This window comes from Brucella sp. JSBI001, assembly GCF_026014005.1.
GTDB lineage: Bacteria > Pseudomonadota > Alphaproteobacteria > Rhizobiales > Rhizobiaceae > Brucella > Brucella anthropi.
On the sequence record NZ_CP110340.1, the window covers coordinates 18235 to 31744 of the forward strand.

The following is a 13510-nucleotide window of genomic DNA, read 5'->3' on the forward strand; positions in this document are numbered from 1 at the left end:
ATGACATTGCCTAAGTATCTGCGTCCTATTCGTGACGTTGAGGCACACGGCTTGAGCGGAACTGAAAAACTCTTTCGTTTTTTGGTTTTCGTGCCGTTCCTGATGCTGTTCTCAATTCCGCGTGGAGCGCTTATCGCGGTTATGCCGATCCTGCTTGGCTACATGCTCTTTTTTCTTCCGGTTGGAATAGACACCATCATCCACGACCCGAAGAATTACAGTTTCGAATTGTCAATTCTCCTCGCGATCGTAGCGATGCTTCTCTTCTCGAACAGCATCGCAAAGGCAATCCGACGCTATTTCCTGCCGTTCGGCTAAGAAAAGGTCGTTCAAGCATAAAGGCCCGCGATGCGGGCCTTTTGCGGTTTTTGCCGCCAAGCATCCTGCCTACAGCGTTGCATAAGAAAAAATTCCTCTTGACGGGAACCGTCTCTCCGTTGTTCTGTTTTTGTTCTATTCAGGAGCGAAGACAGAATGCGCAAGCCGGAGACGATCGAACGGCTCTACCTAGATTTTGACGGCTTCTTTGCAAGCGTCGAGCAGCAGTGTGACCGGCGCTTAAGGGGGCGGCCGATCGGCGTCGTGCCGTTCGCCGGCACGACCCGCACGGCCGTCATAGCGTGCAGTCGTGAGGCAAAGGCCTACGGCGTAAAAAATGTAATGCCGATCGAGGAGGCGAAGAGGCTCTGTCCAGACCTGGTGCTTGTTCCACAAAAGCCCGACCTTTATCGGCGGGCGCATAACGCGCTCCTGTCCGAAATAGAGACCGTTATTCCGATCGACGCGGCTAAATCGATTGATGAGCTGACTTGCCGCCTCGATGAGACCGGCCGCAATGACCCGGAAGGGTTGTCCGCTCGCATCAAGGCCGCGATCGCAGAGAATGTCGGTTCCTTTATCACCTGTTCGATCGGCTTCGCCGCCAATCGCCAGCTTGCGAAAATCGCCTGTAAAGAAGGTAAGCGCGGGGCAGGGCGGTACGGCGACGGACTGGCGATCTGGCGGCCGGTTGACTTGCCGGCGCCATTGTTTGCGGTTCCGATGGAAGATATTCCAGGTGTCGGCGGGAACATGGCGAAGCGGCTCTATCGATCGTCCATCTACACAACCGAACAGCTTTATAAACTCCAGCCCAAGCACATGCGCCGGCTTTGGAACAACGTCACTGGCGAACGGCTCTGGTACGCTCTCCATGGTTACGACATACAGGCCCAGGCATCGAGCCGGGGCATGTTCGGCCATGGGCGCGTGCTTCCTCCGGAATCGCGCACCATAGCCGGCGCGCGCGAGATCTCACGGTTGCTTCTGATAAAAGCGGCGCGGCGTCTGCGACGCGAAAATTTTTATGCAGCCGGCCTCTGGCTCTGGCTCTCGATTCGTGATGGATCGTGGATGGGAAAGCGCCATCTGCCGGTCGTCAACGACGACCAGGCCATCCTCGCCGCCCTTTCCGAACTTTGGGAAATGGTCGCGCTGGACTATCCGCGTGGACTCACGATCTTCCGGATAGGCGTCACCCTCTATGATCTGACGCCAGCGCATGAGCGCCAGCTTGACCTACTTCACAATGATGACCGCCAACGCCGGCGTTGGGAAAACGCCAGCAAGGCAATCGACAATCTCAATGCGCGCTATGCTGCCACTGTTGTCAGCCTCGGCCAATGGCGGCCGCCGGCTGGCGGCCACGTCGGGGGCAAGATCTCATACACACGCATTCCATCCGCGGAGGATTTTTGGTGATGGGCTGGAAACAAAGCGTCAAGGTCGGCGACCTGGCCGACAATCAGAAGCTTGAAGCGCGGTGCAAGAAATGCGGACACGTGCATTACCTCACCCGTGCCATCGTATGTGTCTCGCCGGAACGCGAATTCCTGTACATCGACGAGCTCGAGCGCGAAACGATCTGCAGGGCGCGCGGCTGTCGTGGCACAGTACGGATTTCGATGGTGCGGCTTGATGAGTTAAGCGGGTTTGTCGGCGGCCTTGCGTAACGCCCTTACGAGAAGATCAGCCACGCCAAATAGCAGATTGCTGCCAGAATCATTAATCCAACTGGTATTTCATACCACCGCTCGCCGGGCCTCTTGCCACCACACTTAGGACAGTATGGAGCGTTGCTGGCGACAGGTGAGTACGAACAATGACGGCAAGAAGTAGTAGCCATATTTCTTCCAATAAATTCAATGGCTTGTTTTAGCAAGTTAAGGATGCGACGTTTCCAGCAAGATAGAAATGCGACAGGCGGTGACGTTCAGCCCCCATTCCGAGAGGCTGGTCAGGGTTGCAAGCGAGGAATGGGGGCGGGTGAATATACGGCTCTTCGGCTTCAACCTCTTTAATCACCAATATAGTGCGCACCCCTTTGCTTGCCGTTGATAAAGCTGGTATGCCTTCGACATGACTAAAGGCGTTCTCAGATTTTTCTTCGATTATGGTGCAGGCGGCTGCCTATGGGCTGGTGATCCTGCCACACGTGACAGCCTTGGCACAGGACCTGTTGATGCGGTGTTTTTTAATCTACAAGGGCAAGTAATCAAACCTGCCTGCGTGGAACTTTCTGAAATAGCTAAAAGTTTAAGGGATCAACTTGACTTTGAGCACTCTGGCTATCTTAACCCTTTGTATCCGCCTGACCCCAGTCTTTGGTCTCAGGCGCTCTGTGATCGTTTCAACGCGAATGTGGACAGATTAGTAGCGCTCTTACGCCAAGAGATTGGCAATGACTATGACATCTTGGACGAACAAATCCGTTATTTGGAAGATCCTCAACTTGATCACTATCTGATGCGCAACTCAGAGCTTTCCAAATTGAACGAAGTCAAAGCTTCAACTGTCCGCTAGGACTAAAGATTCCAATTATCTATCAACCGCCTTCATACGCGCCAGCGCTTTCTCCCGGCGGGCGATAACATCGGGATCATTCATGTAAGCGGTGCGCGATTTACGCTCGCGCTTCTGATAGCCATTGGCTATGCTGCCGTCGCGAATGCCAAACATATGGTTTGTCTGTCCTGTTCGACGCGGCCCACTCTTACTGCGCTGCTGTTCTCGACCAGCCTGCATCTCGGCTACGAGCGCAAGCGCGTCATCCAGTCGTTTGTTCTCTACAATAGACGACCTATGAACCGAGCGCAGCTTGTCAAACGTTTTATAGGGCAGGGTGTCCGTGCCATGCATGATCTCCAGACGCCCATCGGGGTAATCGCAGACTATGACTTTCTGTCGTGCCAAGCGTTTTGCAAACTCCGTTGGTTCCAAGATGAACAGCACCTTGTCGTAACGCAGTGTCAGTGTTTGTGACAGTGTCCGCACTTCCTTCCGACACATCGCACTATCAATGTTCTCATGCGCGGCCAGCGGTCGATGCATATCTTTTGGATTGCGAGGCTCCTTGCCAAAACGGGTATTGAAATCTGCAATGAACTCCGGTGCATAAGCATTTGCTGCTTCCATCGTATCAATGCCGTGCAATCGCAATTCCTTCACCAGACGATCCTGCAGAGTCCTGTTTGCCCGCTCGACACGGCCCTTGGCCTGCGGGGTGTTGGCACAGATAATGTCGATGTTGAGCTCATAAAGCGCGCGCCCAAACTGGGTCAGGCCACTCGTGCGATCTTTCTGCGAACCATGAGTGGAGCGAAACACACCATGCTTGTCACTGTAAAAGGCCAGCGGCTTGCCCCATTGCTGCAGGTAGGCCTTCGTTGCATGAAAATAATCAAACATATTCTCTGATCCAGCAAAGCGCAGATGCAGAAGCTTGCCGGTGGCATCGTCAATATAAACGAGGAGGGCGCATTTGGGACCCCGCTCCTCGAACCACCAATGATGTGAGCCATCCATCTGCACCAGCTCACCAAAACAATCGCGCCGGGCGCGCGGTTGGAATACCCGTTTTTTGCGTTCACGGCGTGAAACCCATATGCCTGCCGCCGTCATCCATTGGCGCAGTGTCTCCTTGCTGATCGAAATTTGATGTCGTTCAACAAGCTTCTCACATGCTAGTGTCGGCCCAAAATCCCGATAATAAACCCGCACCAAATCCAGCACGGTATTCCGGAAGTCCTCGCTGTAACGTCGATTACTCGGGCGACCGCGTCTTCCAGTAATCAGGCCTGTGTGTCCAAATCTATCGTAGGCCTGTAAAAGACGATGAATTTGGCTGCGGCTGAGATCAAGTAATGTTGTTGCCTGAACAACGCTCAGACGGCGATCTCGTATCTTCTGAATGACTTCTAATCTATTGAGTTCTTTCTGCGACATCGTGATCAAACAAGACATGACGGCTCCCATCCGTTGCTTGTATCCGGAACCCCAGTCTTCCTTTCTTTGTTTTGTTTGAATAGGGCAAGCGACCTAAAAATGTCGCATCTCTAATTTGCCCATGTGTCGCATCTGTATATAGCTGCTATATGGCTTAGTCGCATAACCCTTATTATGGAACATCTAGGCGGTTTGCGGGCTGTTGCGTTCTGGCCTGAAACCGCGTTTTCCACGACTGTGGAAAACCGTAGATGCTGCGGTTTGCTGTGTTGCGTTTAACCGAACCGATGGCATTGTTGCTTTCGTTGAGAAACGCGAGTGACCATGCCGATCATCAATATAAGAAATGCAGCCCTGCCGCCATCAGCACGTGGGCTTGTCGCTGTCGGTTCTCTTGGCGTCCCACGGTTTTGGGCCACCATCTGGAGTGACGTCCTGAACCCAAGACTGGAACCATCGAGCCGACAGAAGTATCTGACGGCCATTGATCGTTTCTACGAGGCAGTCTGCGAGCAACACGGTACCGACTGTCTGGACCGTCTTATAGCCGAAGCCGATGGAGATGCTTTGGAAGAATGTCTTCTGGGCTTCTTCGCCCAACTCAGGAACGCGGCCGTCGTCGAGAACGCGGACAAGTCGTCCACATGGAAGTTTGCGCTCGACTTCGCGACGGAAATGCTTCGCCAGGCCGGTAGCACGGCCGGTGCGCGGGCGAACGAAATCCAGGCAAAGGTACATCGCCTTGAGACCTTCTACCGCAACCTAGTTCCGAACCCCCAGAAGCCGCCACCGCCGATCCGGGCACTTCCGCCGCTCGTAATCGAGGACCTTTACGAAATCTTCAGGCCGGATTCGACGCGAAACCCCTTCAAGACTGAAGCGCTGCGCTGGCGCAACCTCTTGGTCTTCATGTTGCTGTTGCGCCTTGGGCTTCGGCGTGGTGAAGGCGCGTTGCTGTACGCTTCCTCGTTTAAGGAGGACTTCGACCCAGTCGCTCGCAAGACCGTCCACTGGTTGGATGTCGAGGAAGTCGATGATCCGGACCCACGGTACGAACAGCCTGGGCTGAAGACGGAGACCTCGCGACGCCAGCTTCCGTTACAGGAAGAGATCGTTGAACTCGTCAGGTTCTACATCCGCAACTATCGCGGACGGGCAAACCACCCACACCTTCTGATCTCTCAAAAAGGCCTGCCACTTTCGCTGCGATCCCTCAGTGAAATCTTTGAGGTTGCGACGAAGGCCCTGTGCGACGAGGCTAAGCAATCTCTGAAAAAGCAAGGGCTTAAAGGCGTCTCTTGTCACGATCTCCGCCATACATCCGCTGTCGTTAGGATGCGTCGGTATCAGGACACGGGCAATGATCTGGACAAGGCTCAGGAGAAGCTACGGACATTTTTTGGGTGGTCGAAGAAGTCGGATATGCCGCGCCTCTATGCCAAGGCCTACTTCGAAACCAGCCTGGACGAAGCCTGGGGCGAAAAATTTGACCATTTTGTGGATGCTCTTCGACGCACTGTTCCGGAGACATCCCATTGAAAGCCGCCGTCACGCTTCAGAACGACCGCCTCGTCGCCGATATTGATCGCCTGACATCGAGATTGCCGCCGCTGCCTGCGGTGGTCAAATACTACGATGATTTTGCGAACGAGATATGCTCCGTCCGAGACCTATCCGAAACCGACCAAGTCTTCCTTGCCTTGGACGGCCGCCAGCATTCAATATCGTTCAATGCGTTTGGTCCCGCAACGCAGGTAATGAAACATGTGTTCGCCGAATGGCTTGGCGAGCACGACCTTCACTACGTGACGATCCTGTTTGGCAGCACCCTGAGCTATCTCGCACGTCGCGGCGTCGCCTCTCTCATCGAGCTATTAGTGTCACAGCCGTTCGATGCTCGATCCCATTGGAACACATTCGTTCTTGCAGAGGTAAGTGCCAGGGAAAGTTACTCGCTAAGAGCCATTCTTCATTCCCTGTGTCGGCTCAACATTGGTCATTGGACGCCCACGGCGGCATCGATCATTCGGGCTCTGAAGAGCCCAAAGGTCGACAAGTATCGCGTCGTTCGCATCGGTGATTGCTTCCTGCCACTGGATCACCAAAGCATCATCGTCGACCACATCGATGCGATGTGCGCCGCGCTATCGAATGATCCTCAGTCGATTGATGACGAAGCGCTACGGGACGTGTGCATCTTGGTCACGTCATACCAGTATGCCTTCCGTCCGGGGCAGATAGCGCGGATCGAGACGGCCGATGTTCGGCTGTACTCGACTGGTGCGGTGCATGTTGCGGTCACCCGGATCAAGCAGAAGGATCACCGCAAGCGCATTCGAGAAACCCGGCGGATCAAGCGTGAGTGGGGGCCGCTCTTCAATGAGTTTGTGAAGCGCCGGGACGCAGGAATCGTCATGATAGAGGAGGGCGTGCCCCCTCGCCTCCTCTTCGGCCTCACGCCGTCCGGTGTTGGCCGGGTCATTCTTGAGCTTACGTCGGACTTGACAGGAGAAGCCTGGTCTCCAACCGACCTGAGACATACGGCGGCACAACGTCTCGCGGACGGCGGCATCTCGCACGCTGGCCTCTCGGAGTTCATGGGACACTCCAGCGACCGCGTGGCCAATGTCTACTTCGACGCATCGCCACCACAAGCCAAGCGTATCAATGATGCCCTTGCAATCTCGCCCATTTACAAGAACGTAGCCAAGATCGCGACGACGAGAACCATCGATAAGGAGATGCTTCTGGGCCTTCCGGCCGAGAAGCAGATCGGAGGTGTGCCTCACGGGATTCCTATCGCAGGAATAGGTGGTTGCAACTTGGGTCAGAACCTCTGCATGAAGAACCCGGTGCTTGCCTGCTACACCTGTTCCCAGTTCATGCCCCTCAACGATCCCGAAATCCACCAGGACGTCGTGGAGAGCCTTCGTCCGGTCGTCACTGAGTTCGCCGCCGCGTCCCGCAACAACCAGCAATCCCCTGCCTACGCTCAGTTGAAGAGCACGCTCGACGCCGCAAGACGTGTTGCCGAGGAACTGAAATCCGATGGCGGGGACGAGCCATGAACCCGTTCTATGCCGAATACATTGCCACGGCCAAGAGGCTGGCCGAAGAACGCGGCCTGAGCTGGAAGCTAGTCTTCGACGGTGAGGGCAAGGTCACCAAGGAGACGAGGTGGAACCTGACGGAACTGAGGGGTGGCCTTTCCAAACCGGTCTCATGGCTTGGTCAGGTTGGCGTGGACGCCGCGCCATTCATAAAACTGAACGAGATCAGAGTGGAAATGGGACAAGGTCTCTTGGTCGCCATGCCCCTGTCCCCCCACTGGCTGGACTTCTTCCAGGCTGTATTGATCCACCAGCTTCTCCTTGGTCAGACGAAGCCCGGAAGCGCCGTTCAAGTGGGCGCTGGCATCCGACGGCTGGCACCTGCAGCAGAGGATACACCGCCCTGGGCGGTAACCCCCGATCAAATCCAGCAGGCCTACAATGCCGTTCTTCGGTCATCGGAATCCGGCAAGCAAGCGCTCGACTTCGTGACCATGGTCAGGAACGTCATCGACAGACAAAAGCTCGCCGACATCCCTGCTTTGGCTCGTTTCTGCCAACCCTATTCCAGCAAGGAAGCGTTGGCAGCGCAGCAGCGGGCCGATGCGGTCAAAGACCGCCAAAACGCACATGGTGGCCGCAAGAGCCTGCGGCGCAGCCTGGCTGAACGGAAGTCGGCGTCGAAGCTTCCGGATGAGAAGGCCTTCTGGGAACTGGTTCGGATTGTCTTCACCGAGACGCCCCTGTCCTTCTCGGATGCGATCCGGTTTGCGGCATTTAAGGTCCAGATCATCATGGGCTTCCGGATCGGAGAGGCCGCCCTTCTTCCATTGGATTGGAAGCGTTGGCGCGAATATCTGGACGCCGACGGCCGACTGGCCGGAGAGCATGGTGGGTTCTCCCGTTCCCTGATAATCAGGTACTTCGCTGAAAAGCAGGAAGAGGACGACCTTGCCGAGGGATTGGCTCTGTACGAGAACATCCAGCACGTCCCGCCGATGTTCGAGGAGATTTTGGTAGAGACGCTCGACCACATAGCCACCATTACCGCCCCGCTGCGGGAGCGATTGAAACGGCAGGCTGAAACAGGTCGCATCTTTCCCGAATATGCTGAGGACGCGCTCGTTCCTGCCTGGGAGATGTACGTCCGCATTACAGGAAATGCGGTGTTCTCGGACGCAGAGGTTCCGCCGCAACTGATCCAGCAATATCGCGAAAGCTACGACCCGCAGTACCTCGACACCATCCGCGATCTTCAATTAGGCGGCAGACCCGCTGGTTTGTCGCAGTTCTGGACCAATCCGGCTCAACGCAACATTCCGATCCGGACATCGGCGGGCGTGATCGAAAACGGCAGGATTAACTGGCGATTTGCATTCGTCCGCGTTGGCGATGTCGAGGAACACATCCGGGAGAACCGCGCGACGAAGCTATCCGCTACCAAGCCGACCGCGACGACCGACGGTACGGTGTTTTATCCCTACGACCTCCTGTTCTTGATGCCGATCAGAAACCTCATCGAGGGGCGCAACAACGGCCTTCTTGACACGACCTTGTACTCTGCCATCGGCATTTTGGACAAAGGCCCTCTGAACGGCTCCTTGAGCGGCAAGGCAAGCGGGGAGACCCTCTTCCAGCGATACGGCCAGACGGACGAGGACCGCGCGTTGACGCTGACTTCTCATTCCCTGCGGCACCTGCAGAACACCGAGCTGTTCCGTCTCGGCGTCGCTGACACGATGATAACCAAGAAGTTCGGCCGCCGTAGCGTTCAGCAGAGCTACGAGTACGATCACCGAAGCCTTCATGAGGATATCGAGCATATCGACGTTCCCCCGGAAGCCGAAGATTCTCTCGGCGACAAGGCGCTTCAGGTCTACAAGATGATCGCCGCCAACAAGGTGCGAGGACCTATCGTCGACGAGTTCCGGCGTGTTCAACGCGAGTATGGCGACGATGCAGCCTTCGACTACCTGAATGCCGAGGCCGACGGTCTTCACGTCACGCCCTACGGGCTGTGCGTGAACAGCTTCACCAGCGATCCCTGCCCGAAACATCTCGAATGCTTCAACGGCTGCCTGCATCTAGCCCGAACCGACGTCGTAGAGGAGCACGACCATCTCGAAACGATGCGCGACCGCTTCGCGAAAATCATCATCCAGTTGGAATCCGTACCCGAGGGCCGTCGATATGCCGGATGGGCGAACCAGATCGCCCACGCCCGCATCCGATACGAGAATATCGGCAAGGCTCTCGCGACCGAACCCGGTGACCGCCCCTTCCCCGATGGCAAAGACCTCTCCGTGACGCCGGAGCAGAAGTTCGGTAACACCATCATCGACACCATGAGCCGCCTGAGAGACCTTGATGATTGATAAGATCGCCCATCTTGAGGAAATGTTGGAGGCGATGATCGCCGAGGACGAAACCATCACCGCGAGAGCCATCGTCCGGCGCAGCGGCGGCGTGTTCAAGAACGCCACTGACATCACTCGGAATGTGGACCGTCGCACCAAGTTCGAGGGTGCCCAGCGAAAGCAGGAGACTATAAGGATCGCGATTGGTCGCAGCAGCGGTAAGTCTCGCGCAGAGCTGGAGCGACTGGTCGAAGTGAAGAACGCCGAGATTGACCAGCTTCAGGCTGATCGGCAGCTCGTGATCGCGTCACACCGCATGATGATCCTGGCTGTCGCCGAAATGGGCGGCTTCTCAAAATGGAAACGTCTGTTCGAGGGATATCAGGAGACAGTCAACAAGCTCGACGGAATGAATGCCATTCCTTCTGGCGAGGTCGTAACCCTTCCTCCGAGGAAGTCCTAATGGCGCGAGGAACGGGCAAAAGCGGTGTCGAGGTTGCCCAGGAGCATGTCGATGCCCTCCAAGAGTATCTGGAGAACCTCGGTGACCAGCCGCTTCCCCGCTACGGCGGCGTCGAGCTGAACAAGAGCGCCATCGCCAAGGCCTGCGGCTTCGACCGTCAGGTGTTCCGCACCAATCCGAGATGCGCCGAAATCCTGGGCAACGCAGACGACCGTGATCGCAAGGCTAACCTGACACGCCTCGAACAGGCGGAAGCGGACCGCGAGCAGAAGGCCAAGGTCGATGGCAATCAGATGGCTTTGGAGGAAGAGAACCTTCGGCTGAAGGCGGAGAACGCCTCGCTGCGCCGCGACCTTGACCGCATGAAGCGGTTGAGCGCGGTGATCGCCGAGACTGGGAGACTTCCATGATTGGGTGTTTGAAGTCTGGTCCTCGGAGCCGCGCCGTCGTGGCCCCGACAGGCCGTGGGAGCTGGATCGCAGTGAATGAGGCACAGGGACCCGCGACGGCACGTCGTGGGTGGCCGCAGTGAACGGAGAGCCAGAGCCCATGGCAGGGGCCAATCAACGACGGGGTGGCGCAGAGGGGCAGACGTTCCTGGTCCTTGGTGAGCGTTCTGAGCAGTCTTCCTGGGAGCTGTCCATCACCTCCGTTCATGCCAGCCGGTTCGGCGACCATGTCATCATTGGCCGTGACGGGACCGAGCAGCTCCGTCGTGCACTCGTCCCTTCGAAGAGGTCGCCGCGCGATCCGGTCGCAGGGGAGACGTGGCGTGTCACGGGTCCTGTCAAACTCCATCCCGAATATGGGCCGCAGCTCCATGCCGAGGTGGCCCTGCCCTTGGTCACCAAGGGGCGGGCGATCATCCGCCATCTGGCCACCGACAAGCGCTTCGTAGGTATCGGCTGGGCTACGGCGGAGAAAGTCTGGGAGCGCTTCGGCGAGACCATCTACTCCATCATCCGAGATCGTGACCTGAAGGCGGTCGCGGACGTCGTCGGCGCGGATCGGGCCATCGCCATCGTCGACGGCTTCGGCATGCTCGCCGAGGAGGTCGAAATCTTCCGCTGGCTGGATCGATACGGCGTCTCGCCTCGTGTGGCTGGTGCTGCCGCCCGTCTCTGGGGTCTCGGAGCCATCGACCGCATCAAGGCCGATCCGTTCACGATGACATTGCTGGAGCCGTGGAAAGACGTGGACGCGAGAGCGCTTCGTCTTGGAGTCGCCCTCGACGATCCGAGGCGGCTAACGGCCGCCGTCGAGGAGGCCTTGGCCATCCGGTTCCGGACAGGGAACATGGCCTCCCCTTCCCCAGTTCTGAAGCCTCTGGTGAAACGCCTGCTCGCGCCTTGGAGCGGCGATCCGGCGAGTGCCATCGACCTGGCCTTGGCCAGCAGTCGCGTTGTGTCGCCAACCCCCGACCTTTTGCAGTCGAGGGCCTGCCGGTTCATGGAGGAAGAGGTCGCGCGACAGGTCAGCGAGCGCGTTGGTCGTGAAGTTCCGGCATTCGACGGTAAACTCGTCGTTGACGCCATCGCCAAGGTGGAAGAGGAAATCGGCTACGCGCTTACCGATGCCCAGCGAGAGGCGGTCTACATGGCCACGAGCTGCGGCATCTGCGTCATCAGCGGTGGCGCAGGCACGGGCAAGACGACAGTCGTGCGTGCAATCCTTGCCGCACTGGAGGCCGTCCGCGACAGTCTTCCAGCTTCGCAGCGCCAAGGCGTCGAACACCTGCAGGTGGCTCTGGCAGGCCGCGCCGTCAGACGGATCAGCGAAGCGACAGGCCGCCCGGCAAGCACTCTTTCGCGACTGGTGCACGACATCGAAAATGCTGGCCGCCGTGTTCAGTCAGGGACCGTCATCTTCGACGAGTCCTCGATGCTCGACACCCCGTCGATCTATCGGGTGCTCGCTCAGTTGCCCATCGAGGTCAACCTGATCTTCATTGGCGACCCCGGTCAGCTCCCGCCTATCGGACCCGGCCTGCCCTTCCACACCATGGTCAAGGCGACGCGCATCCCTTCGGTCACTTTGGATGTCGTCCATCGTCAGGATGATGCCACTGGCATTCCCGCCGTCGCCTCTGCGGTGCGATCAGGTAAGTCCGTCGCCCTCCGGCGCTTCGATCCAAACGTCGCCCTCTCGCCGGGCGTCTATCTCTTCCCGGCGACGAAGGAGGATGTGGCAGCAAGAACCTTGGCCGCCTTCCGCGCCATGTGCGGTCGGGTGCCCGCCTACGGCAGGACGGCCGCCCTGCACGATATGGATGTCCAGATACTCACTCAGGTGAAGAACGGACCGGCCGGATCGAAGGAGCTGAACCGCGCCATCGAGATCGAATACATGGCGCGGCAGGCCAACGTCGAGGACTGGGGCCTGAGCGTCGGCTCGAAGATCATGTGGTTGAAGAACGACTACTCCAAGGCACCGCAACTGGATGCTGATGGCAGTCCCCTACTCGACAAGGTGACCGGCGAACCTGTCTGCTCCGGGTTCATGAACGGCTCTCTGGGCGTGGTCACCAAGCCTCATCCGAAGGGTGCTTGGGTTAGGTTCGATGACGGCGCTGAAGATGCGGTCACTGCGGCCGACCTTGAGAAGGTTACTCATGGCTGGGCGATCAGCGTTCACAAGGCGCAGGGCTCGGCTTTCCGTAGGGTGATCGTGCCGCTCGTCGGCTCGAAACTTCTTGACCGGACCCTGCTCTATACGGCCGTCACCAGAGCCGTCGAGACGGTCGTCATTGTTGGTGACCCGGAAGTCCTTCGTCGCACGATTGAAGAGCCGCCCACGGCTCTTGATCGAAGCAGTTCGATGAGCTTGGAGGCGGAACAATAGTTGCTCGAAATCGCGCTAAGGCCGAACGGAGCGGGAACGGCCCACCGGGCGCATCTCAAAAAGGGCATCAATAATCGGGCATTCCGGAACCTGGTCGCCGCTGCATTGCGCTGCCATATCCGACATGACCCGCTCCAGACGCCTTAGATCGGCGATTTTCTGACGGATATCTTTCAAATGTTCGATTGTGAGCGCGTGAACCTCCTGGCAGGTGTGGGCGTGGCCATCGACAAGTTGCAATAGCCCACGCAGTTCATCGAGGCTGAAGCCGAGTTCCCGGCCGCGCCGCACGAAATGTAGCCGCCGCGTGTGGTCATTGCCGTATACACGATACCCGCCTGCGCTGCGGGCGGGCTCCGGCATGACGCCGATCTTCTCGTAGTAGCGGATCGTCTCGATGTTGACGCCGCTGCGTTCAGACAGCACGCCGATCGAGAATTCTTCTTCAGTCTGCTTCATCACGATGTGCTCACAAATTGGTGAATTTTTCCCGCTTGACCCTGTAGTCGCTACAGACGCTAGGGTCACGATAGATC

12 protein-coding genes are annotated in these 13510 nt (G+C 57.5%); 10 read left to right on the forward strand and 2 right to left on the reverse strand.

From position 1 onward, the window contains the following. The 4 genes from LJ361_RS23075 to LJ361_RS23090 all read left to right on the forward strand — a co-directional run bounded on the left by LJ361_RS23075 (position 1) and on the right by LJ361_RS23090 (position 2841). Positions 1-318, forward strand: a complete 318-nt coding sequence (locus LJ361_RS23075; RefSeq protein WP_146617343.1) for a hypothetical protein — start codon at positions 1-3, stop codon at positions 316-318. A 156-nt stretch (positions 319-474) separates the two neighbouring features. Then, a complete protein-coding gene (locus LJ361_RS23080) occupies positions 475-1740 on the forward strand; it encodes a Y-family DNA polymerase (protein WP_264813634.1) in 1266 nt (421 codons plus the stop codon). Further along, complete coding sequence (locus LJ361_RS23085; RefSeq protein ID WP_112700661.1) at positions 1740-1991, forward strand: hypothetical protein; 252 nt, start codon at positions 1740-1742, stop codon at positions 1989-1991. Before LJ361_RS23080 ends, LJ361_RS23085 begins: the two co-directional genes overlap by 1 nt. Positions 1992-2397: 406 nt before the next feature. Beyond that, the gene (locus tag LJ361_RS23090) at positions 2398-2841 is read left to right on the forward strand and encodes a hypothetical protein (protein ID WP_264813008.1); all 444 of its coding nucleotides are present in this window, start codon (positions 2398-2400) and stop codon (positions 2839-2841) included. Between the two features lie 15 nt (positions 2842-2856). On the opposite strand, the gene LJ361_RS23095 is transcribed toward LJ361_RS23090, so the two are convergent. Then, positions 2857-4281, reverse strand: coding sequence for an ISNCY family transposase (locus LJ361_RS23095; protein ID WP_264813007.1), 1425 nt, complete (start codon positions 4279-4281; stop codon positions 2857-2859). A gap of 306 nt (positions 4282-4587) precedes the next feature. Here LJ361_RS23095 and LJ361_RS23100 point away from each other — a divergent pair, with 306 nt between their 5' ends. The 6 genes from LJ361_RS23100 to LJ361_RS23125 all read left to right on the forward strand — a co-directional run bounded on the left by LJ361_RS23100 (position 4588) and on the right by LJ361_RS23125 (position 12974). Beyond that, positions 4588-5802, forward strand: a complete 1215-nt coding sequence (locus LJ361_RS23100) for a tyrosine-type recombinase/integrase (RefSeq protein WP_264813006.1) — start codon at positions 4588-4590, stop codon at positions 5800-5802. Next, on the forward strand, positions 5799-7331 hold the full coding sequence (locus LJ361_RS23105; RefSeq protein WP_264813005.1) for a site-specific integrase: 1533 nt from the start codon (positions 5799-5801) through the stop codon (positions 7329-7331). Before LJ361_RS23100 ends, LJ361_RS23105 begins: the two co-directional genes overlap by 4 nt. Beyond that, a complete protein-coding gene (locus LJ361_RS23110) occupies positions 7328-9688 on the forward strand; it encodes a hypothetical protein (protein ID WP_264813004.1) in 2361 nt (786 codons plus the stop codon). Before LJ361_RS23105 ends, LJ361_RS23110 begins: the two co-directional genes overlap by 4 nt. After that, positions 9681-10133 (forward strand): hypothetical protein, encoded by a 453-nt coding sequence (locus tag LJ361_RS23115; protein WP_264811912.1) that lies wholly within the window; start codon positions 9681-9683, stop codon positions 10131-10133. Before LJ361_RS23110 ends, LJ361_RS23115 begins: the two co-directional genes overlap by 8 nt. Further along, the gene (locus LJ361_RS23120) at positions 10133-10543 is read left to right on the forward strand and encodes a hypothetical protein (protein WP_264813003.1); all 411 of its coding nucleotides are present in this window, start codon (positions 10133-10135) and stop codon (positions 10541-10543) included. Before LJ361_RS23115 ends, LJ361_RS23120 begins: the two co-directional genes overlap by 1 nt. A 418-nt stretch (positions 10544-10961) precedes the next feature. Beyond that, the gene (locus LJ361_RS23125; RefSeq protein ID WP_264813002.1) at positions 10962-12974 is read left to right on the forward strand and encodes an ATP-dependent RecD-like DNA helicase; all 2013 of its coding nucleotides are present in this window, start codon (positions 10962-10964) and stop codon (positions 12972-12974) included. Between the two features lie 15 nt (positions 12975-12989). Here the strand turns inward: LJ361_RS23125 and LJ361_RS23130 are convergent, their stop codons facing one another. Beyond that, positions 12990-13433, reverse strand: coding sequence for a MerR family transcriptional regulator (locus LJ361_RS23130; protein ID WP_264813001.1), 444 nt, complete (start codon positions 13431-13433; stop codon positions 12990-12992). Between the last annotated feature and the right edge of the window lie 77 nt (positions 13434-13510).

Coding starts and splice junctions, on each gene's coding strand:
- LJ361_RS23075 (WP_146617343.1), top strand. CDS start 1: ATGACATTGCCTAAGTATCTGCGTCCTATTCGTGACGTTGAGGCACAC.
- LJ361_RS23080 (WP_264813634.1), top strand. CDS start 475: ATGCGCAAGCCGGAGACGATCGAACGGCTCTACCTAGATTTTGACGGC.
- LJ361_RS23085 (WP_112700661.1), top strand. CDS start 1,740: ATGGGCTGGAAACAAAGCGTCAAGGTCGGCGACCTGGCCGACAATCAG.
- LJ361_RS23090 (WP_264813008.1), top strand. CDS start 2,398: ATGACTAAAGGCGTTCTCAGATTTTTCTTCGATTATGGTGCAGGCGGC.
- LJ361_RS23095 (WP_264813007.1), bottom strand. CDS start 4,281: ATGTCTTGTTTGATCACGATGTCGCAGAAAGAACTCAATAGATTAGAA.
- LJ361_RS23100 (WP_264813006.1), top strand. CDS start 4,588: ATGCCGATCATCAATATAAGAAATGCAGCCCTGCCGCCATCAGCACGT.
- LJ361_RS23110 (WP_264813004.1), top strand. CDS start 7,328: ATGAACCCGTTCTATGCCGAATACATTGCCACGGCCAAGAGGCTGGCC.
- LJ361_RS23115 (WP_264811912.1), top strand. CDS start 9,681: ATGATTGATAAGATCGCCCATCTTGAGGAAATGTTGGAGGCGATGATC.
- LJ361_RS23120 (WP_264813003.1), top strand. CDS start 10,133: ATGGCGCGAGGAACGGGCAAAAGCGGTGTCGAGGTTGCCCAGGAGCAT.
- LJ361_RS23130 (WP_264813001.1), bottom strand. CDS start 13,433: ATGAAGCAGACTGAAGAAGAATTCTCGATCGGCGTGCTGTCTGAACGC.